Origin of the sequence: Bradyrhizobium sp. CCGUVB23, from assembly GCF_024199885.1 — a bacterium.
Classification (GTDB): Bacteria; Pseudomonadota; Alphaproteobacteria; order Rhizobiales; family Xanthobacteraceae; genus Bradyrhizobium.
Genome location: NZ_JANADQ010000001.1, coordinates 5,388,212 through 5,410,005 on the forward strand (window position 1 = coordinate 5,388,212; position 21,794 = coordinate 5,410,005).

Sequence of the window (21,794 nt, forward strand, 5' to 3'; positions counted from 1 at the left end):
ACAGGGGGTGATTTCGATGGACTATGAGCCGCCTACACCGGTCGAACGCGTTCTGTCGCGAAGCCGCTGGATTCGCTTCCTGGCCATTCTCCTGCTGCTGGTGGCTGCGGTCTATTATTTCGTCTTCGTCAAGCAGTACGTCGCCCATTATGCGCAGCCGGAGGAGCATTTTAAGTACGGCTCGATCGGCAGCGAGGCCGACAACGGGATTCCTGTGCTGGTTTTCAAGGCGCTCGCGGTCATGTACCGCGACGAGCTCGGCCCGTCCGGCTATCGGCGCTTCGGGCTGCTCTACGAGAACGAGCGATCCGACTTGCCGATTGGCATGTCGACGCGGACCGTCATGGGCGTCGAACGGGTCTGGCTCAACTGCGCCGTTTGCCATGTCGGGACCCTGCGCAAGGACGTCGCGGACAAGCCCGATCTCATTTACGGCGCGCCGTCGAACAATCTGCGTCTTTACGGCCTGATCAAGTTCTTCCTCAAGGCCGGCGCAGACCCGAAGTTCAACGCGGATAATCTGATTACCGCGATCAACAGCCCCGAGGTCGGCGGGCACCAGAATGTCTTCGAGCGGCTGATTTACCGTTACATCGTATTCCCGCGCGTGCAGGCCGGGCTCGCCCACCTCGCCCAGGAATTCACGTTCCTCGGCCGGCAGGGCGACGACGGCGGCGGCGGCCGGGCAAAGTTTCAATCCTATTACGATTGGGGTCCAGGCCGGGTCGATACCTTCAATCCCTACAAGGCGATCCAGTTCAATTTCCCGATGGATGCGGCCCATATCTCGCTCACGGAGCTGAACGGCGCGTCGGACTTTCCGTCCATCTGGGCCCAGCATCCGCGCGACGGCATGCATCTGCACTGGGACGGCAACAACACATCGGTCGATGAGCGCAATCTCAGCGCGGCATTGGGGGCGGGCGTAACGCCGGTCACGGTCGACACCGCCGCGATCAAGCGCGTGCGCGACTACATCTGGGACAAGCGGCCGCCGCCCTATCCAACGGCGAAATTTCCGCTCGATCCGGCAAGCAACGCCGTCAAGCAGGGCCGGGATCTCTTCGCCAATTATTGCGCCGGCTGTCATGGCATGAAGGAGATCGGCGCTTCGGACTACAATTACGACACCAATCGTTATCCGCGGCTGGGTCAGATCGAGAAGCTAGAGAAGATCGGGACCGATCCGGACCGCTGGCAATCCTACACGCAGAATTTCTCGGCCGCGCAGAACACGCTATATGCCGGCTACCCGTGGCGCTTCAGCCATTTCAGCAAGACGGCCGGCTACGCCAATCAGCCGCTCGATGGCATCTGGGCACGCTCGCCCTATCTCCACAACGGTTCGGTGCCGACATTGCGGGACTTGCTCGAGCCGGCCTCCAAGCGCCCGGCAACGTGGCAGCGGGGAAGCGACATCTTCGACCCGGTCAAAGTCGGCTACCGCTCCGACGGCTATGGGGCGGCCCGGGAAGATGTCTTCGTCTACGACACGAGTGTTCCCGGAAATTCGAACAGCGGGCACGACTACGGCACCGAACTGTCCGGCGCCGAAAAGGAAGCCCTGGTCGAGTACATGAAAACGCTATGAAAACCTCCGTCGAGAATACGGTGAGCGCCTGGATCCTGCGTCACACGATTCTCGTGTGGTTCGGCATTTTCCTGAATGTGTTGTTCATCATCCCGATGTTCTTTGTGCCGCGATGGTTCCTGAGCCTGTTCGGCATTCCGCTCGACCAGTTGATCTGGTCCCGCGCTTCCGCCGGACTTCTGATGATCATCTCGGTGTTCTATGTGCCGGCCGCGATCGACTTCGCGCGGTATCGCGCCAATGCCTACATCGCGGTCTTTCCTTCACGCACGTTCGGAGCCACGTTCTTCTTCCTCGCCGTGGTGCTGTTCGGCCAGCCCCCGGGCTTCCTGTCGATTTCATTTGTTGATGCGCTGATCGGCTCGACCACGCTGTATTGCCTGATACGGATCGGCAAGCTCGAGCGTCAGGGCCGCGAGTCGGAGCTGGTCCAATGATCAGGATTGCTTCCAGATCGCTGGCGATCGTCCTCGCGCTGATCGCGGTAGGCATTCCGCTCGCCTGGTTCGTGCTGCTGCGCCCGGTCCCGCAACCCGCTACCAACGATCCGCTGCAGGTCTTCAACCACGGCTCGATCGGCAATGAAAGCTCGCAAGGGCTTCCCTATTGGATCTGGAGAGTGCTGCCGACGCTGTTCCCGGAATATCTGCCGAGCAACCAGGATGGCTACGGCTCGATCGGTGTGTTCTGGCAGCCGGGCGAGGAGCTGCCAGTGGGCTTCTCCAAGAAGACGCTCGGCGTCATTCCGCGGGTCGCTCCCAACTGCGCGTTTTGTCATCAGGGCAGCTATCGCCTGCATGAAAGCGATCCGGCCGTCTTCGTTGCGGCCGGCGCCGGCACGCGGGTGAACATCCAGGGCTTCATCCGCTTCCTGAGCGCGATCGGCCGCAACAAGGAACGCTTCAGTGCCGACAGGGTCATGGCGGCGATCACGGCGATCTACGACATGCCGTTCGCCGAACGCATATTGTACCGCTATGTGCTGATCCCGGCGGTCCGCAAAGGGTTCGAGCAGCAGGCCACCCGTTTTGCCTGGATGGATGCGCGGCTTGATTGCGCGCTCAACGGCTCCGGAAAGGATGATCATCCTAGGGATACGCTGCGGCCGGATTGGGGGCCGGGCCGGATCGACCCGTTCAATCCCGTGAAGTTCTTCAATCTTAAGCTGCCCGACGATTGCACCATCGGCAATTCCGACATCATGCCGCTCTGGCACTTCGACACCGTGACCGATCCGAGCCGCGCCTATTCGCTGCATTGGGACGGCCTCAGCACGAATTTGCGGGAAACCGCGGTCGCAGGCGCAATCGGCGACGGCATGGACTATCAGGGATTTACCGTCGCCAAGGCGGATCTGGACGCCGTCATCAATTTTGTCCGTCTGCAGCCACCGCCACCTTCTCCGTTCTCGGCACGACTGAACGATCAGGATAAAGATCCCTATCATCTCGATCCGAAACAAATAGAGGACGGCAAGAAACTCTACAGCGAGCATTGCGCGATCTGCCATGAGCCGGGACAAGCGCGCTATCGCACCGTCATTCCCGCCACCGAGCTCGGCACCGACCGTCACCGCATCGACATGTGGACCGAGGCTGCGAAGGATCGCTACGCGAACTACCGAGAGGGCGGCTACGACTGGGGCTTCAAGGCCTTCCACAAGACCAACGGATATGTCGCCAACGAGCTGAGCGGATTGTGGTTGCGCGGTCCCTACCTGCACAACGGTTCGGTGCCGACGCTGCGCGATCTGCTTGCGCCGCCAGGCAATCGGCCTCCAACTTTCTATCGCGGCTACGATCTGGTCGACAAGGACAATGGCGGGTTCGTCAGCAAGGGCGGTGCGGCCGAGCGTTTGGGCTTGCTGTATGACACCTCGCTGCCCGGCAACGCGAATGTCGGCCACCTCTACGGCACCGAACTGACCGTCGACCAGAAAGACGCGCTGGTGGCCTTCCTGAAGACGCTGTGATCACGTCAATCAACGAGAACTTGCCATGAAGCGTACGGCGGTACGGATTTTCAAATGGACGGCCATCTCGCTGGCGGTGCTTTCGGTGCTGCTTGTCATCGGCGGCGTGGTCCTGTTCCGCGAGATCGTCGAACCGCGGAGTTCGGAATTCGGCACCAATCCCGACGAAGCGAAGAAAGCCGGGCTGAGCCGGCAATCCCTGCGGGCCGAGGATTGCGATCGCGATCCCGGCGATTGCGCTTATTTCTCCCAGATGGATAAAGGGCTCCTGGTCAAACCAGCCGCCGGCGCGCCGTTTCGCGACGAAGTGAAGGAAATCGCTGCATTGACGAAGCTGTCCGAACAACAAATCCGCGACAGCGCAAGCCGCGGCCAGAATGCCTGGCTGATCTGGACGGGTGGAAACGACCGGTTCTGGGACTATGCCGCGAGCCATACCGCCGGCGCGTTCGATCTGTTGAAAACGATCTCGTCCCACCAGGGAAAAGACGGCAAAGGCGGCATGGCCTATGGCCGGCATAACCGCTGGTCCTGGCTTGGACTCGTCAATGAACCCTGTTTCACCGAAGCCAAGGAGGGCGACAAGGCCCATTTCGGCTTGTGGCTCGACCAGCGCGATCCCAGTTGCGCACCTGATCCGTTCGCCGATCCCAACAAATATCCCGGCGTGCCTTTCGGCGCCCGCGGCAAGACCGAGGGCTTGCCCGTCGGCTCCTATTATGGCGAGCCGACCGGCGTCGTCGGTTTGCGGCTGTTTCCAAATCCGAAGTTCGACGAAGAGGCACGCAAGAAGTGGGATGTCGAGCGCTATTACAACGATCCGTCCTATTACAACGATGCCACGCTGGTCCGTCCCTACCGGGTCGGCATGTCCTGCGCGTTCTGTCACGTCGGCCCCAGCGCCGTGAAACCTCCGGCCGATCCGGAAAATCCAAAATGGGAAAACCTCGCCTCCAATCCGGGCGCCCAATATTACTGGGTCAATCGAATCTTCTTCTGGAACACGATGCCCCGCAAGGGAAACGTGCCCGCGCCGAATGAAGGCAACTTCCTCTATCAGCTCTTTCACACCAACCCGCCCGGAAGCCTCGATACCTCCCTGGTCTCCACGGACTATCTCAACAATCCGAGGACCATGAACACAATCTACAACGTCCTGCCGCGCCTGAAATTGAGCCTGGAGCATGGCGCGGAGCAGCTGAAGGGCGGTGAGCTAGACAACAAACAGTTCCAGGATTATCCGCAGACCAACGCGCTTCCCCAATTCTGGAGTCCCGCCAGCGGCTCCTCCTATTCCATGCGGGTGCTGAAGGACGGGGCCGACTCCGTCGGCACGCTCGGCGCACTCAATCGGGTCTATCTCAATATCGGCCTGTTCAGCGAAGAGTGGCTGCTGCATTTCCGGCCCTTCATCGGAGGCCGCAAGATCACGCCGATCAAGATTAGCGACGCGCAGAAGCAATCGGTCTATTGGCAGGCGACGGAAGACCGCACCGCGGACATGGCGGTGTTCTTTCTCGTCACGGCCCGCCCGGATCTCCTGAAGGACATTCCGGAGGGCGCGAAGCTTCTCGCCCCCTTCGATTCCGACACGGTCAAAAGCGGCCAAAAGGTCTTCGCCGAGAACTGCGCGGCCTGTCATTCAAGCAAGGCGCCGAACCCGCCTGCCAATTCCGGCATCGACGACGGCATCTGCGCGGCCGGCGGCAGCGGTCCGAACTATCGCCTGTGCTGGGACCGCTATTGGGAGTGGGCGCAATCGGAGCCGTTCAAGAAAGAGATGTACAAGCTGGTCACCGAGCGGGACGCGTCGGGCAAGGATGCGTTTCTGCCCGGCAATTATCTGTCGTCCGAGCGGCGCGTGCCTGTAGACTTGTTGCAGACCAACGCCTGCACCCCGCTTGCGACCAACGGTCTCGCCGGCGACATCTGGGACAATTTCACCTCGTCATCCTACAAGACCCTGCCGCCGGTGAAGGAGCTCACGGTCCAGCATCCGGTGTCCGGCGCATCGATGCCGCTGCAACCGCTCGGCAATGGCCGTGGCTATTCGCGTCCGGCGTCGCTAATCGGTCTTTGGTCGACCGCGCCCTTCCTGTCGAACAACTCCGTCGGACATGAGGACGAAGCGAGCTATTCCAAGAGCGGATATTCGAGCAGCGCATCCTACGGCGCCGCCAGCGATGGTTACGCCAAGGCGAATAGCTATAGCTGTCCGGCCGGGAACGAAGACGATCCCTACCTTCCCTGCGTCGCCAACCGGATGAAGGTTTTCGACAAATCCATCCGGCAGATGCTGAACCCGTCGACGCGGCGCATGGATGCGCATACGCAGATTCCAGTGCCGGGCTACATCTACCGGACCACCGCGCCGGCCTGTCTGATGGTTGCATCCGGCTACATGCCGTCATGGGAACGGCGATTGTCCACTCCGCTGCATTGGCTCGCGCCCTGGGCCGTCGATAAGCAAGGCGGACTTGCGCTCGGGCCTTTGCCGAAGGATTTTCCGATCAACACGCTGACCAACACCAAGCTGCTTCCCGATAACGACGAGCCGCCAGGAGTGGCCCACTATTGGAAGCTGGCGAAAGCCCTGCCGACGCTGGCCGGCGCCTTCAAGCAAATGGGCGGCAAGTGCTCGCCCGAGGAGCTCAGCGACCCGCAGACGCAGGCGAACTCGGAAGCTGCCGTGCGCGATACCGGGCTCATCGACACGCTGGTCGGGCTGAGCAAGTGCCCGGACTATGTCGTGAACCGTGGCCATTATTTCGGAGCCGACCTGTCGAAGGAGGAGAAGGAAAATCTCATAGCCTACCTCAAATACTTCTGAGGTCGGCCGTGATGGCACAGGAAAGCTTTGAATATGTCGTGGTCGGTGCAGGCGCCGGCGGGGGTGTCCTTGCCGCGCGGCTCGCAGAGGCAGGGCGACGTGTTCTTTTGCTCGATGCCGGCGACGATCCCGTCAAGGTCGCGACGCCGCCGGGGGAACGGTCGGTGGACGCGGACTACCTCGTTCCTGCCTTTCATCCCTTTGCTTCCGAAAACCCGGAGCTGCGGTGGAATTTCTGGGTACGCCACTATGCCGATACGGCGCAGCAGCTGAAAGATTGCCGCTATCGCGACAAGTGGGACGATGCAACCGTCGACGGCATCCTCTATCCGCGCGCCAGCGGACTCGGCGGATGCACCGGCCACAACGCCATGATCATCGTGCGCCCGAACAATGCCGACTGGAATCACATCTGGCAGGTGACGGGCGACGCCTCGTGGCGGGCATCGCGGATGCAGCGTTATTTTCGCCGGATCGAGCGTTGCCGCTACGAATGGTTCTTCCTCAAATGGTTCGACCGGTTGTTCGACTGGAATCCGACCGGCCATGGCTGGCGCGGCTGGCTTTCGACAGAGCGCTCGCTGCCGCTGCGCGCGGTGCTGGACTGGCGCCTTCGGCGCACGATGTGGAAAGGGCTGCTCGCCGCCGCCAGCCTGATGCCGGACGCGGTCGAAGGCTGGGGATGGCTGACGCGCAGTTCAGGAGATCCCAATGACGAGCGGCTCCTGGATGCCGAGGTCTCGACTGTTTGCATGACACCGATGTCCACGGCGCGGCACACCCGCAGCGGTCCGCGCGAATATCTGCTGGATGTTGAGCGGCGCCATCGCGACAACCTGACCATCCGGCCGAATGCCCTGGTCACGCGCGTCGAGATCGATCCCGTCACCCGGCGGGCATCCGGGGTTTCCTATCGCGAGGGCCGCCGGCTCTATCGTGCGGCGGCCCAGCCTCACGGCGATGCCGGCGCGGAAAGGTTCGTCGGCGCGACATGCGAGGTCGTTCTCTCGGGCGGGACCTTCAACACCCCGCAACTGCTGATGCTGTCGGGCGTCGGCGATCCCGACGAACTGGCTGAACATCGAATCCCCCTGGTGAAGAGCCTGCCCGGCGTCGGCCGCAACTTGCAGGATCGCTATGAGGTCAGTGTCGTCAATCGGGTCAAGCACCCCTGGAAGGCCCTGAAGGGAGCAACCTACACGACGACCGACCGATTGTTCCGTCAGTGGAAGCGGTGGGGGAAGGGGGCCTACACCAGCAATGGCCTGCTGTTCTCGGCGATGTTTCGCTCGAGGACCGACCAGCCGCGTCCCGACCTGTTCTGCTTCTGCCTGCTCGCCGATTTTCGCGGCTACTACCCCGGCTATTCGGACCGCATCAAGAAACGTGATTATCTGACCTGGACGGTGCTGAAGGCCTACACACACAACAGCGGCGGCACCGTGCAGCTGAGATCCGCCGATCCACTGGATCGGCCGCTGATCAATTTCCATTATTTCGCGGAAGGCAACGCGCCGTCAGGCACGGACCTCGATGCGGTTGTCACGGGAATCAAGGTCGGACGCAAGGTGTTCGATGCCCTCGGCCATCTGGTGGCGGAAGAAGAAGTGCCCGGCCGCCATCTCTATACCGACGAGCAATTGAGGCAACACGTCGCTGATAACGCCTGGGGTCATCACGCTTGCGGGACCTGCGCGATGAAGCCGGAAGATCAAGGGGGCGTGGTCGACAGCAAATTCCGCGTTCACGGCATCGAGAATCTGAGGATCGTCGACGCATCGATCTTCCCGCGCATTCCCGGCTATTTCATCGTCACCGCCGTCTACATGATCGCCGAAAAGGCAGCCGATGTGCTACTCGCCGATCAGCGAGGTGCAGACGACAGATGAGTTAGTGAAAGAGGGGCGAGGCCTTAAAAGAGGATCGTGCGATGACCGACAGCGGGGGGACGGCGAAGGTAGCTCGAAGCGCCACGGTGGAATCATGTGGTCCGCGGTCGGTGCCGCGCTGGTGGCAATGCATCCTTGGCGTTGCCCTCCTGCTCTGGATTCTGCGCGTGCCGACGGCAACGACGGCGCTGGGCTGGCTACTTCTCGGCGCCGCCCCGCAAGCCCAGGACCTGTTCACGGAATTTCTCGACCCGTGGTCAGGCTGGACATGGCTGCACATGATTTGGCTCGTGTTTGTCCTGACACTGCTTTGGGCGCTGCCGACGCATTATGCGGCCCGCATGCTGATCAACGGCGATCCTGCCACGCGCTCGGCCGAACATCCTCCGTGCTTTTCCTGCGTGTCGATCTGGCTGCCCCGCATTCTGGGATTGCTGACATTCGCGGCCTTTGAGCTGGCGATCTGGCGCTCCGGCCGCAACCTGCCGACCCTGGACGAACGGGATGTCGTGCGGCGGGTCGAGCATGCGTTGATCGCGCTCGCGATCCTGGTCGCGGTCGGCGCTGGCTGTTATCTGTACTGGGTGATCTGCAGGCCGCGCAATTTCAGGCTGACTGGCTGGCTTGGCCACCTCAACGCCAAACTCGGGACTTTCTGGCAGTGGGTCTCGCCGGGGCGCGTGCGCAATTCGCCCGATGAAGAAAGTCGTGACGTCGGCCGGCTGATCCTGGCAGTCGTGTTCGTCATGTTTGCTGCGGTGTTCCTGGCGGGCGCGGATTGCGTCGCCGACTTGTTTCCGCGGTCGATGTCGATTCCGTTCATCCTGGGCGGATGGTTGCCGTTTCTGTCCTACCTGTCCGGCGTGGGGCGGCAGGTTCGCGCCCCCTTGATCGCAGGGCTGGTTCTCGTCGCCACCGTGCTCGCCGTCGCGTTCGGCGACAACCATGCGGTACGCCGTGTGACCGCTGAAAATGCCTCTCTAATGAAGATCGAGGATGCGGTTCAGCTCTGGATGACGGAGAATGGATGCAATCCCAGCACGCCCGGCAAGTCCGCCGCGAACTGTCCGCGCCCCATCATCGTCGCAGCCGCCAGCGGCGCGAGCCGCGCGGGTTTCATGATGGCCAGCATGATGGGCTATTTCCTCGATACCGACGAGGCCAAGCACTACGGCGTTGAGGGCTTGAGCTCCGGCGACGTCCGCAGGCTCCTGTTTGCGATTTCAGGCGTATCGGGCGGAGCGATGGGGGCCGTGATGGTCACGGCAGCAGTTGATGCCGCCTCGTTGACGCACAACAGGCCTCCTTGCGTAAACACCGCGGTCGATCAATGGTGGGGCGTCAAGGTCAACAATTGGCGCGATTGCTTCGAGGCGCTGACGAGCGGCGATTTTCTGACCGCGGGTTTCCTGGGTCTTGCCTTCAACGACATGTTCCCCTTCGCCTTCCGCGACCGGGCCGCCGTTCTGGAAGACAGCTGGCGAAACCGCTTTCACGACGTCGTCAAGCCCGCGGTGGATGCGACTGCCAAGATGTCGGATTGTCAGAGCAGGGGTCTGGATTGTCCGTTCTTGTCGTTGCGGCCGCGATCGGGACACTGGATTCCGCTGTTGGTGCTCAACGGCACCTCCGAAGTCGTCGGGCATCGCATCCTGACGACGCCGCTCGCGATGACCTATGCGCCGCCGGGAAACTGTCCGACGGCCGCCGAAGCCAAGGACTGTCCGCTGTTTGTCGAAGCCGATAATTTCTTCGAGCTTCTGCGCATGGAAACAAAGCCTGGTCGCACGGGGAGCGGAGCTACGGATAACGATGTTCGATTGAGCACGGCTGCGCTCAACTCGGCGCGCTTCCCGATGATATCTCCGCCGGGAGGGATTCGCGATCAGAACAACAAGCTGGTCGATCGCATCCTGGACGGCGGTTATTTCGAGAATTACGGGACGCTCACCGCGAGGGAATTGGTCCTGGCCGTTCACGCCATCGCTCCGGACCTCAAGCCCCTCGTGATCGTGATCTCCAATGATCCGTCGGACCAGCTTGACCCGGCCGATGATGTCTCCAGCGACCTAGAAGTGCCGCCGCGCCCGCCTGCCGCGGCGGCGGAAGTGCTCACGGAAGTCACTGCGCCGATCACGACCGTCGTCAACGCACGAACCGCCCATGGCGTCCAGGCCGTCGACGAGTTGCGCACCGCGCTGCATGCCGCCATTCCCGGCTGCAAGCGGCTCGTGGTCCAGTTGCGCATCTCGCCAGACGGCGACAAGCCGCTGTCTATGAGCTGGTGGGAATCGCCCCTCGTGCAGCGCCGGATCCATCGCCAGACCGAGCAAGGCAAGGGTTCGGGCCCGGCCCGCGGCGCCGAGCAGAACCAGAATCTGCCCCGCCTGAATGCCATTTGGCACGAACTGCGGTCGTCGAGCTGCGTGATGTCGGATGCATCGTTCGGAAAGTAAAGCATGCAGTCTTGCCGAGCACGAGATCAGAGCCCTTGCCGGTATACCGGATCTGCATAAGCGGATGGGATTGGAGCGCACTGAGGGGGCTCTAGGTTTCAGTGCCAAAGCGGGAGCGCGCTTCGCATACGTCTTGAACGCCTGTTGGGCCGATAAGTTTGGTGCTGAGTGGAGTTGAATGGGGCCGCCGATAAGGAAATGGCAGAATTGGAGACAGTCGGTCGACTGATAAGGCTTCATACGAAACGGAGTCAGTCGGCGGACTGACAAGAAAATTCGGCAAAGCTTATCAGTTGCCATCTGAGAAGGATGTCGTGCGCTCGATTTAAGGCGAAGGCGTGGGACAGGGTGATAACTTTGCAGTGGGGGTTATCGCTAGCCATGCAATACTCCCGCTCGGCAAGGTTTCCTGGCGATCAAAGGCCTTGCTGAGCGTTAGCGCCGCGATTATTGCGCGGAGGCGCAATGTTTGGTTATTTCGGGCCTCTACGTCGCCCATTCGATTTGTATCATGCGAACCTGTCAAACCAGTGGGTCCAGAGCGCCAACCTGAGCGGCGCTAGCCGGAGTAAAAATACGCACCGCCGCCGGCGATGTAGCGGACACTGAGGCGCCGGCATTGCCCGGATCGTCCGTGACGTAGCTGAGCCAGTTCAACGTCCATTTCGGGCTGACATTGAAGAAGCTGAAAACGGCTGGCTGGCTGTCTTCGCGTTGATTATAGACAATCTGCACCTTGGCCGACGGTCCGATCGGTGGTGAATAGCCGACGGGTTTGTCGGAAAGGCTGCGACTGACCGTCGACTCGCCGATGTTGTAGAGACACATCGGCCAATCTGAGGGTGGTCCATTATCATCCGGCGGGGGGCTGCGCGGCGGAGACGGATTGGCCTTCGGGTCCTGCGGCCGGGTATGCCCGGTGGCGTCCCCGTTGTCGGTCCCTTGCTCCATACATTGACCGCTTCAATGGTCGAGGCATCCCGTATAGTCCAAAGGCATTTCGTCTCTCGTGCGGGTCGGTGCGTCGATGAGGAGGCGCGGCTCTCGCCGTCGCGAGGTGTACGTGGCCGGGCCAGCGGGACACTATACGCGAGTTCATGGCTTCTGATTTTGCGGAGAATGATCATAGGCCTGCGGCCGAATCCAACACTCCTGGCCGCTCGTCTCGGTGCTAGGCGGCAGAGGCGGACATGAACCAACGGACCTGCCGACCTCAATCATCGGACGGCCTCCACGGTCTCAGCCAGCTCCTCTGGCTCAATTCGAATTTCAGATGCTCGTGTTGCTGATGGCATGCTGTATTTCACCCCTACATTATCGCATACCGTAGTTGAAGCGCCGAAATGGTTCGTGGAACGCGACCCGAACGCATAATTTGAGCGCGAATGCCCGCGCGAGCGCATCGAACGACATCCGGTTATTGCTAGAACAAGGTCCGGAGGCTTATCGTGCCCGGTTGATAGAATCGGTTGCGGGAGCTAATCTTATGCATCTCAGCGTGTGTGTCATTTCACTTGTCGTCGTTCTTCATTAGCTACTAACCGGACAGAGCATGCCAGCTACAAGCACGTGTCTTTCAGATCTTGTCGCACAGGCTATCCCCTCTGGCAGCCCAGGCGTTGTTTCAATCCGCCGATCTCGAATTGACGCGAACAAATGGGTTGGATCGCCTTTCGGGCCTTCGATGAATGGGTTGAGCGAAAATGCGCAAGACGGGCGTGTTAGCCTTCGGACTGGCGTTAGCCATCAACTTTTTCCTGTGTGCCGGCCCCGCGGCTGCGGCAGATTGCAAGCCTTGGCCGACCCGACCTTCCGATAGCGTTCGGCTCGTTTCCGAGTCAGTGGCCCCAACGGCTATTGAAGGTCTGATGGAGGCCTGCGGGCTGATTGAAACGCCTGATGCACTGTTCGCCGAGGCTACGTTTCTCGTGAGCCGCGGTGATCTCGATGGTGCCATTCACCATCTGAGGCCATTAGCGCCTTCGTCGGCGGATGCTGCAATTCTCCTTGCTGACATTCTCACCCAGCAGGCCGGAGCGGTCGAGGGCGACACACGCGAGGCCCAGGCTCTATATCGTCCTTTCGTCGACCGCCAAGATCCTCGGGCGGAGGAGGGACTCGCAGTCGCTGTCTTGAAAAGCGCGCGCACCAAGGAAAATCGCACGGAAGCTCTTGAGCTTCTCCAGCGAGCGACGTCGCATGGCTCACCGACCGTTCTTGGAAGGGTCGGCGCCGCTCTTTATTATTCGGCGGCTGATGGCGATGAAAAATCGTCTGGTCTATCTAAACTTGAGAGCGCTGCGTCCGGAGGAGATCGAGGCGCGACCGTTGAGCTTGCGAGAGTTCATTTGTTCGGCTGGGGTCTCGAGCAGAATCAAGCGCGCGCCGTAGAGCTTTTAGACCCTCTGGCCAAGGCGGGAGCTCGAGAAGCTCAATATCTGCTCGCTTTTGCCTGGCTAAGGGGCTGGCGGATACCACTTTCCAGATCGTTGCCGCTCACGGAAGAAGCAAAGCGGTTGACGAGGGAATATACTGATCTCTCGCTAGGTCCTGAGAGGGAGCAAAGGAGTGCTGCAGAGAAGCAGAACGCTCTTCAGGCTCGTATCGACGAGATCAACAAGCAAATTCAAACGCACCTCGACAATGAAGTTGGGATTTCCTTGCTTCGCTCGTCTGCCCTTCAAGGGTACTTGCCTGCAGTCGTTCAGCTCGGGACGGTCCTAGCGTTCGGACGAGCCGGGCAGTTCGACCCGAACGAGGGCATCGGCCTTCTCAAAGCCGCGATGGACCGGGCAGACGGGGCAGCAGCGGAACGACTCGGCATCTTGTGTGAGATGGGCGTCGCGAACCTAAAATCGAGCGAAGCTGGAGGATACTACGATTTCGCGTCCAAGCGCAATTTTCTTCGCTCTATCTTAGCGAAGGATCGCATTGGCACGGAGACTACGGAGACTAACAAGATTGTCGGCTCGCTTCCGTACACCGGCAAGATCTGGGCAGATGAACTAAAGAGCATCGAAAAGCTACGGGACAGGCTCAAGCTAGGTGAGCCTGATGCCGAAAACCCCTACCGTCGAGTGTTCAGGAGAGGACTTCCTGCGGAGGCTCCCTATTTTGAGGCCTCTCGGATCGTTAGGCTCTCAGTACGTAGTCTAGATGGTACCCAAAAATTCGGCGCGCTCCTGGTCGCCGGAGATCGCGTATATATCGATCGCCCCCACGAGCTAATGCAAGTCACTCGTACGGGAGCAGTCGATGGCACGCAACCATTGGGAGTGATCTTCGAAAATGGGAATGTCTCTCGAACTCTTAACGTCCCGGTAGGCAGGTTCGATGACGTCTACGAAAGTGCAGACGGTGCCGCCGGGCGTCCCGTCGTTGGAGGAACCGGGATCAAATTCCGAGCAACAGAAGGGCCAGAGAACGCGATCACGGTGAGGGACGTTGGCGTTCTTCACGAGCTCAGAACGTCTGGCTACAAGGGGATGGCGCCCTACGTAGACAGCACCTCACGGCTCTCGGAGCCCGTGGAGATCGAGATTCCCGCGTTTTCGAGGCTGAATGCCGTCGTTCGAGGAGGCACTTCGTTCGAGATCATCGTGGAGGGCGTTGTGGTCGCGAACGCTTCCGTGCCTGAGGCAAGTAACCTCTATTTCGAATTCTCGCCCGAAGACCTCAGAGCGCATGTGACAATAGGCTGGCCTGAGACCTCGCAGAATCAGCCGACTGAAGTCCTTCGGGAGCGGTTACCCAGGCCGGTACCGTCGGTAACCTCCGATGGCAAGCCGATCGGGTGGTTGTATTCGCGCTATGATTCCGTCGCCGACGGGCTTTACGCTTCCTCCCTTGAAACGAACGCTTCGATTCTCGCGTTTGGTGCTGAAATCAAGGGGGAATGGGAGAAGTCGCTCCGACTCCGGAGCGCTGAGTACGAACTGGCTCTTACTCGCGCGGGCGGGTCTGCCACCGAAACAATGCGCATGCGAGCCATGCTGGCCATCCCACTCGAAGCGCTCGGTCGCACAGAGGAGGCGACAGCGCTGCGAGAGACCGCGTTGCATTTTTTTCAATCAGTCGACGTCGTCCCGGAAGCCGACACGGTTGAACAACTATTAGCTCTCGGCAATCTATATTGGTTCCGGGGCGACTTAACGCGCGCCATCGCAGCAGCAAAGGAAGGACTTGCCAGAGCGATTCACCTCCCAAAAGGAGCGCAGGGCGCGTCCTCGACTCCCTTTGATTTGCGCGCATTTACTGATTCCAAGCGCTCGACCATTCTCGCTGCTATGAAGGGCTTCCCGCACGATCTTGTGGAAAAGGCTACGGTACAGCTGGCAACATTTTATCTCTCAGCTGAAGACTTCGCTCGTTCTTACGCCTATTTCCAGCGGCTCGCGGCTTTCGACTTGCTGAATGAGCCTGACGAGGAGTCCAATGGCAATATCGACGTCTATGTTGCCATCAGCGATCTGGCGCATAGATCAGGTAAACAGTGGATTGGAGCCGTTGCTGGAGCTTACGTGCTGAACAAGGCGAAAGCCGATGCCGGCCAGAGAGACAAACCAGATCCGATACCGACGCCCGTGACGATGCCGCAGGGTATCGCGGACGTATTCGGCCCAATGACGAGGTCCGCTATTGCCGGCCGTGCGCTTATGCGGCTCGGAGACGCTTATTGGGCCGCACAAAAGCCGTGGAGCTTTACCGAGCCGGTGTACGACGCAGCTCTGAAGGCCGGGCTCGGATCGACCGGACCGGCAACATCTCTAACCGTTCGCGCCGCAGCCCGGTTAGCGTTCACCCGATGGGTGACACAGCATGATGATGGGAATCTCTCCATGCTGGAAGAAGCTGCTTCGTTTGACGCAGCCAAGGGTCGGTTCCCGAGGTTGAGCGCCTTGGACCGGGACGATCGAGCTATGTTTGCGACGGCCTATTTGGGCACGCTGTTGCGTCCAAAATTCACCGCAATTGTCGGAATCGGAGCGGGCGCGAGCTGCAATTTCCATTTTAACTGTCGACGATGACGAACCATTCGCCCGAGATTTTGAGGTCGCGCGATTGAAGCGTCGAGCCGAGACCGGGCGTCAACAGAACGCGATCAAGGTATGGGTCAGCGCAAAATCAGATTTTGACAAAAGCGTGCGCCGCCTGAACAGCGCTCTCGCGTCTGGGGCTGCGGAAAACCTGCAAACTGTGTGGGAGGCGAGCCGATCTGCCCAAGCGAGACTGACAGTTGCAGAGCAAGGCTTGACCTCGTCGTTTCAAAACGATCTGAATTCGTTAGGCGGATCCGAGTTGGTCAAGAAAGTACAAAGCGTCCTAGAGCAGGACGAGGTCGCTGTTTCGCTGATGCCGACGCGCTACGCCGTCTACGCAGTCGTCATCACGAAGGAGGCTGCGGTCCTGAGATACGCTCCGATTACGGATGTCGAGCTTGTCGAACGGATTCGGGCCTTGCGGCTAGCGCTTGAGCCTGCGACCTCCTCTCAAGCGCCGCAATCGATACCCGTTGCCGCATTGCTTGCTATGCGTCCTTACACGACAGGCCTCTTTGAGCCCGAAGCTCGATCGAAAAGAAGGTGGATCGTATTTTCTCATGACATTTTGCGTAACGTACCGATCGAGGCGATCCCTATCGATCCTGACATTTCGGATCGGCCTGAGGACGTCGCGACGAACGCGAAAAGTTGGCCGGGACTGGGCAAGGAGATCGGCTATCTTCCCAATTTGGCCGCGCTCGTTGATCTGCGGTCGAATTTCCCTCCGTCAAAAGCCGTAAGACCGGTCTGGGCGATGGCCGATCCGATCCTCCCCGGCGATCCCCGGTACGACAATCGCCTTGCTGCAGTGGCGGGAGATCTGAGTGATTGGTTTCGCAGGACGCGCTTGTCGCTGGGTCTAAATCACTGGCTTGGAGACGCTCAGCTGGTTCCGGTTCCCGAGACCTCACGTCTGGCCGCGGACGCCGTCTCCGTGCTGGGCGGGGCGGCGGTCGACCTCCATGCGGGACGAAATGCTACGACGGAAGCAATAACATCCAGGCAAGACATTGAAAATTCAAAGGTGCTGATTTTTGCAACGCATGGGGAAACAGCCGAATCCTACCCGCTCGTGGGAGAGCCGTTTTTGGTTTTTACGTCCAGAGAGAAATCCCCCCTAGGTTTCGACCCCCTCGTCGCATCAGAAATAGCGAAGCTTAGCCTTGATGCGGAAATCGTATTTCTATCAGCCTGCAGCACTGCTGCAGCTGACGGTACGCCGGCTCGAGCGGGTTTTTCCGGATTGGCGGATGCGTTTCTATCGGCGGGAGCGCGATCCTTGGTGGTGACCGAGTGGAAGGTGCAAACTGGGCCGGCGCATCAAGTTGTTCTTAAATCGCTGGACAGCGCTATTCATGGCCAAGCAGCCTCGGGCGAGGCTGTGAGATCGGCGCGGCTAGAAGTTGCGAAGCGCTATGGACATCCAGCCGTTTGGTCGGCCTTTGTCTATATCGGAGATCCAGGACATCATTGGATGGTCAAATGAAGAAGCTTCAATTGGGAATTTTCGGAATCGTCGGAAGTTTTGCGCCCTCGATCATAAAGATGTTCAACGATCTTCCGAATCTTGCGTTTCTGTTCAGATGGGAATGGATCGTCGTTATAACGTTATACGGGCTCCTGGGCGGACTCATCGCAGCCATCTACCCCTACAAGCCTGCGGCAAGCGCCTGGAAAGCCCTGTTGGTCGGATGCAGTTTTCCTTCGATTATCGGAGCGGCAGCCTCGCTGGCGCGAGTAGTCGGCCCAGGAGCTTCTTTGGGTCCGCCGTCCGAACAGACTGCTTGGTCTCCAATAGATTTCATCGCACTGTTCTAGCGCCGCCGGCACTATGCCTTGCGCAAGGACTCGATGAAAGGAGAATGCAGGATTCGAGGGAGATTCGCCGCGGGGCCGATTGAGGAGGCGGCCAGCCGTCAGCAGCCGAGCTTCCGTCGGTCCGTTCAAGGCACGAGCAACTTGGTCACCGACGGTGCTCGCTGGTCGGCGTTTCGCTTAACGCAATTGCGTGGTCGCTGAATGACGCCGGACTACATACCCCGCAATCTTTATCTCGAAGACACGGTCATTTCCGAGGTTGATCTACTCGCCCAGCATCGGGTCGTTGTCGTTCTCGCCGAACCTGGGGCGGGAAAGACAGAGCTCCTCCAGAGCCTTGCAGAGAGGTTAGGTGTTCAATCGTGCCGGGCGAGCCTTTTTCGCCACCGGCAGGTTCAGACGCCGGTAGCCGCGGTGGTCGTGGACGCGGTTGACGAGGTCGCCCGAGTTGACATTGCCGCCTTTGATCTCATCATCGAGAAGGCAAGACAGACGCAAGCAACCACTGTCGTATTCTCCTCGCGCTCGAGCGAATGGGACAGGGCAAGAACGAAGCTCGTCCAAGACTGCTTCGGACAGAGCCCCGCCATCGTGCGCCTGAAGCCATTTTCGAGCGAGGAGCAGCGGTTGCTGTTCCAAACCTATCGTCCTGGTGAAGAATTTTCTCAGTTTGAAAGTGAGGCGGCGCGGTTTGAACTGGGCCCCCTGCTAGGAAATCCGCAGTTCCTGAGGCTCTTTGCAGACGCCTATGTGCAAGGAGGCCGACGCTTTACCTCCAAAAGCCAGATCTTCGTCGATGCGATCGAGAGGCTGGCCTCTGAGCTCAATACCTCGCCTTGGCAACGGGATCGTCCCTCGACGAAGGCGATCGTCTCGGCGGCCAGCGATATTTTCTCGAAGCTGTTGCTGAGCGGTGGGAGCGGGATCGCGATCGCCGATGAAGGCGACATCGATTTCCCGTACCTTCATTCCTTGAGCGAACCTACTCCAGCATTGAGCTTCGTTCCCAACACTCGCCTGTTCAAGCCCGCAACCGAGCCCGATCGTCATGAACCAGTGCATCGCATCGTCGCCGAGTATTGCGCGGCCAGGCATCTTGCAACGCGAGCAGGCGATCCGGCAGCGCAGCTCTCGGTAAGGCGTCTACTGTCAATCATTGCTCCAAATTCTGTGGTTCGCGACGAGCTTCGGGGGCTCCTAGGCTGGACGGCCGCGCTTGGCAACCTCGCCATTCAGGAAACTTGCATCCGGACCGACCCGTATGCGGTTCTGTCAAACGGAGATCCGTCGCAGCTTGCCGCGTCCTCCAAGCGCTTGTTGCTGACTGAGTTGAAGAAGCTCTCTGAGTTCGACCCGTATTTCCGACGCAGCGATGGCTGGCGGCGCTTCAGTGCAGCCGGATTCTTCGACCGTGCCATGGTTTCTGAAGTGCAGGAGGTCCTCACCGACAGAAACGTCAATCCAGAACTGCGCAATCTGATTCTCGAGCTCCTGCAGGACTCGGAGGTTGCTTCCTCTGTGACTGAGCAGCTGGAAGCCCTCGTACTTGACAGCGACGTTGACGTTTACACCCGGCTCCGCGCTCAGCAGGTACTTTCCGGCCTGAACAAGGCGACGCGTCCTGCAACCATCAACGCGCTGCTGGCCAAAGGCGATTCCGGCTCGCTGCGAATTGTTCTGGAGATCGCTGTCAAGCTCGGATCAGATGCAATCGGCGTCGATGCGGTCCGAGACCTTCTGGAGCACGTCGGGAAGAGAGAGAACCGCGGTCGAGTTCCGCGTAGCAGAGACCGAGACGACAATCTCAATCTGCCATATCTGACCAAGCAGGTCGTCGCTTCCCTGGATTCCAGGTCGGTCGTTTCGCTGCTGAACGAACTGACCCGGAATTTGCGCTGCACTTGCGGGAAGTCGCAACCATACGAATGCGAGTGCCGGCCCGGACCGAGTAAGACGATCGGTTGGCTTCTAGATCGTTATTTCGAGATCGAGGCCGGTCCGCACGATCCAGCACGGATATGGGCATGGACGCGGCATTTGATCTTTTCTGGCAACCGTCGGCCGCCGGAAAGCACCGCCATCCAGGCGCTGATGAAAGACGACGAGCTACGTCAGAGCATTCATCGCTTGGCGTTTTCCGAGTGCGCTGACCTTGACCAGGTTTGGGAAACCCGCATCGGGCTGACGAGCGGGTTCAGCCACGCGGGACTTGGCATAAAGCTCATGGACTTCCTCGCGCTGAGCGAGCACGCCGTTTCAACCGGCAATGCCGTGCTTTGGCAAGGGTTTTATCTTGCACATAATTTTTTCGCGCAGCAGAAAGGTCCGGACGCGCACCGTGCCATTCTGAAGCGGCAAGCGCGAAGTGGTCCGCCGCTGCTGGCAGTGTGGTCGAAGCTCGAGCGAGGGAACCGCGAGAACCTGCGAAAGGAGCGCCGACTGAGACTACGTCGTCGGAGCCGTTGGCAGCGTCGGCAAGAAGCGCAGAAGAACGCTCGGCGGCAGTTCTATCGCGACAACAAAGCGCAGATCGAAGCTGGTCTGTACTTTAACGCGCTTTGCGAGCTGGCGGAGTATTATCTGCTCAAACCGGACGATCGTGAGGAGGTGCCGGACGATCCGCAGATGGCCGAGCGGGCGTTGACCAATTGCTTTCCGCTGCTTGACGCCTACGTGCCGACCCTCTCGGCAAGGGCTGGAAACGACCGGCCGGACATCGTTCGGGTTCTTCATGCTGCCTGCATGGTGATCTACCGTAGGCAGGGAAATCTGGACGGAATGGACCGGAAGATTTTACGGGCGGTGAAGACCGACATTGGCGGCTATTCCGGGGTTTCCAACGAGGAGGCAGCGGCCTTTGAAGCCGAAATCGACAGGCAAACCCTGCAATCGCTCGCTGATGCCGAGGCATTTGCTCGCGAATTCATAGAGCCGAGCCTGACTGCGCAGACGGATCTCGGAACGAACGTTGGTTGGCTTCGGTACAAGACAGCGTTCAAGCCACTTCAAAGGACTTTGGCGCTTGAATGGCTCGAGCGCTATCCGAACATGCCGCGGCCGGCCCGGGACAGCCTTTTTGATATGTGCGCCGAGCAGGCCGACCGCGACGAGCTCATCAAGCTGATCCTAGCTCGCTGCGATGAAATTGCCGGCGGCCGGCCCGAAGACCGTGAGTTCTGGCTGCTGAGAGCGCTCTTTTTCTTGAGCGATCCACCCTTGGCGGTCTGGGAATATCTTAAGGGCAGTGGCGATACGATTTTTGCCATCGAGCATCGCGCAGGTCGTCTCAACAGTGGGGAAAGTGCCGCTTGGCCGACGCTATCAGCGGAGAAAGTATACAGGATCCTGGACATCTATGTGGAGGTGTGGCCGAAGGTCTTCCTGCCCAGCTCGTGGGGCACCGGTTCTCCGCGTCCGGAAACGGCTTATCGCTTTCTTCGAGACGTCATTTTCTCGATCAACCGTGACGAGCCTGGTCGGGCGGTCGCAGTCCTCGACAGAATCTTGTCAAACGCGCGTCTCGCCGATTTCCACACAGACGCGAGAAGCTTGAAAGCGGCGGCGCTCCGTAAGCTGGCGTTCCGGGATTTTAGTCCGCCTTCACCGGAGGTGGTCGTGAACATGCTCGACAAAAACCGGATTGCAACAGTCGAGGATTTGCGCGCGTTCCTCCTGGAGGAGTTGGAAGCTTATCAGATCTGGTTACAAAACGCGGAGACCAACCCGCTCGACGTGTTTTATCAAAATGGGGTACGGCTCAATGAGAACGACTCGCGGAACCGCATCGTCGAGCATCTTCACAGTAGACTGGCCAGCCGCAATTTGTCGGTGATCATCGAGCACCATATGGCGAATGCCAATCGGTGCGACATCACAGCCGCGGCCATGATCGAGGGCCAACGGCGGCTCCTGGTGATCGAGGTGAAGGGGCAGTGGCACACCGAGCTATTCAGCGCGGCGTCAGCGCAGCTCCACGAGCGCTACAGCGTTCATCCCGACGCGGCCATGCAAGGCATCTACCTTGTGCTTTGGTTTGGCGCGGGTGAGACGATCGCCGGCCGACGGGAGGCGGCAATATCAACACCAGACATGTTGCGCCAGGCAATACGCGAAAGCATGCCAGTCGAGTTGCGCGATTTCGTCGACGTCGTCGTCCTTGATCTCTCTCGGTCACAGTGACAGAGAGGGCTCTTCAC

At 59.8% G+C, this 21,794-nt stretch carries 11 protein-coding genes; 10 read left to right on the top strand and 1 reads right to left on the bottom strand.

Annotated elements, in window-relative coordinates; genetic code table 11:
- The first annotated feature begins 16 nt into the window (after positions 1 to 16).
- The 6 genes from NLN62_RS25000 to NLN62_RS25025 are packed head-to-tail and all read left to right on the top strand — an operon-like array spanning position 17 to position 10,738.
- The gene (locus tag NLN62_RS25000) at positions 17 to 1,591 is read left to right on the top strand and encodes a c-type cytochrome (RefSeq protein WP_254110583.1); all 1,575 of its coding nucleotides are present in this window, start codon (positions 17 to 19) and stop codon (positions 1,589 to 1,591) included.
- Positions 1,588 to 2,028 (top strand): hypothetical protein, encoded by a 441-nt coding sequence (locus NLN62_RS25005; RefSeq protein ID WP_254110584.1) that lies wholly within the window; start codon positions 1,588 to 1,590, stop codon positions 2,026 to 2,028. Before NLN62_RS25000 ends, NLN62_RS25005 begins: the two co-directional genes overlap by 4 nt.
- Complete coding sequence (locus tag NLN62_RS25010) at positions 2,025 to 3,563, top strand: cytochrome c (RefSeq protein ID WP_254110585.1); 1,539 nt, start codon at positions 2,025 to 2,027, stop codon at positions 3,561 to 3,563. Before NLN62_RS25005 ends, NLN62_RS25010 begins: the two co-directional genes overlap by 4 nt.
- A 25-nt stretch (positions 3,564 to 3,588) precedes the next feature.
- Positions 3,589 to 6,393 carry a cytochrome c gene (locus NLN62_RS25015; protein ID WP_254110586.1) on the top strand — a complete coding sequence of 935 codons (2,805 nt, stop codon included), beginning with the start codon at positions 3,589 to 3,591 and terminating at the stop codon, positions 6,391 to 6,393.
- Between the two features lie 11 nt (positions 6,394 to 6,404).
- Entirely contained in the window at positions 6,405 to 8,282 is a 1,878-nt protein-coding gene (locus tag NLN62_RS25020) for a GMC family oxidoreductase (RefSeq protein WP_254113668.1), read from the top strand.
- Between the two features lie 41 nt (positions 8,283 to 8,323).
- Positions 8,324 to 10,738, top strand: a complete 2,415-nt coding sequence (locus NLN62_RS25025) for a hypothetical protein (RefSeq protein ID WP_254110587.1) — start codon at positions 8,324 to 8,326, stop codon at positions 10,736 to 10,738.
- Between the two features lie 522 nt (positions 10,739 to 11,260).
- Here the strand turns inward: NLN62_RS25025 and NLN62_RS25030 are convergent.
- Positions 11,261 to 11,566: a hypothetical protein gene (locus tag NLN62_RS25030; RefSeq protein WP_254110588.1), complete on the bottom strand. Its 306-nt coding sequence runs from the start codon at positions 11,564 to 11,566 to the stop codon at positions 11,261 to 11,263.
- An 875-nt stretch (positions 11,567 to 12,441) separates the two neighbouring features.
- Between NLN62_RS25030 and NLN62_RS25035 the strand changes: the two genes are divergently transcribed.
- The 4 genes from NLN62_RS25035 to NLN62_RS25050 all read left to right on the top strand — a co-directional run bounded on the left by NLN62_RS25035 (position 12,442) and on the right by NLN62_RS25050 (position 21,777).
- Positions 12,442 to 15,765 carry a tetratricopeptide repeat protein gene (locus NLN62_RS25035; protein ID WP_254110589.1) on the top strand — a complete coding sequence of 1,108 codons (3,324 nt, stop codon included), beginning with the start codon at positions 12,442 to 12,444 and terminating at the stop codon, positions 15,763 to 15,765.
- A gap of 34 nt (positions 15,766 to 15,799) precedes the next feature.
- On the top strand, positions 15,800 to 17,266 hold the full coding sequence (locus tag NLN62_RS25040) for a CHAT domain-containing protein (RefSeq protein ID WP_254110590.1): 1,467 nt from the start codon (positions 15,800 to 15,802) through the stop codon (positions 17,264 to 17,266).
- On the top strand, positions 17,263 to 17,598 hold the full coding sequence (locus tag NLN62_RS25045) for a hypothetical protein (RefSeq protein ID WP_254110591.1): 336 nt from the start codon (positions 17,263 to 17,265) through the stop codon (positions 17,596 to 17,598). Before NLN62_RS25040 ends, NLN62_RS25045 begins: the two co-directional genes overlap by 4 nt.
- 201 nt (positions 17,599 to 17,799) lie before the next feature.
- Positions 17,800 to 21,777 carry a hypothetical protein gene (locus tag NLN62_RS25050; RefSeq protein WP_254110592.1) on the top strand — a complete coding sequence of 1,326 codons (3,978 nt, stop codon included), beginning with the start codon at positions 17,800 to 17,802 and terminating at the stop codon, positions 21,775 to 21,777.
- The last annotated feature ends 17 nt before the right edge of the window (positions 21,778 to 21,794 follow it).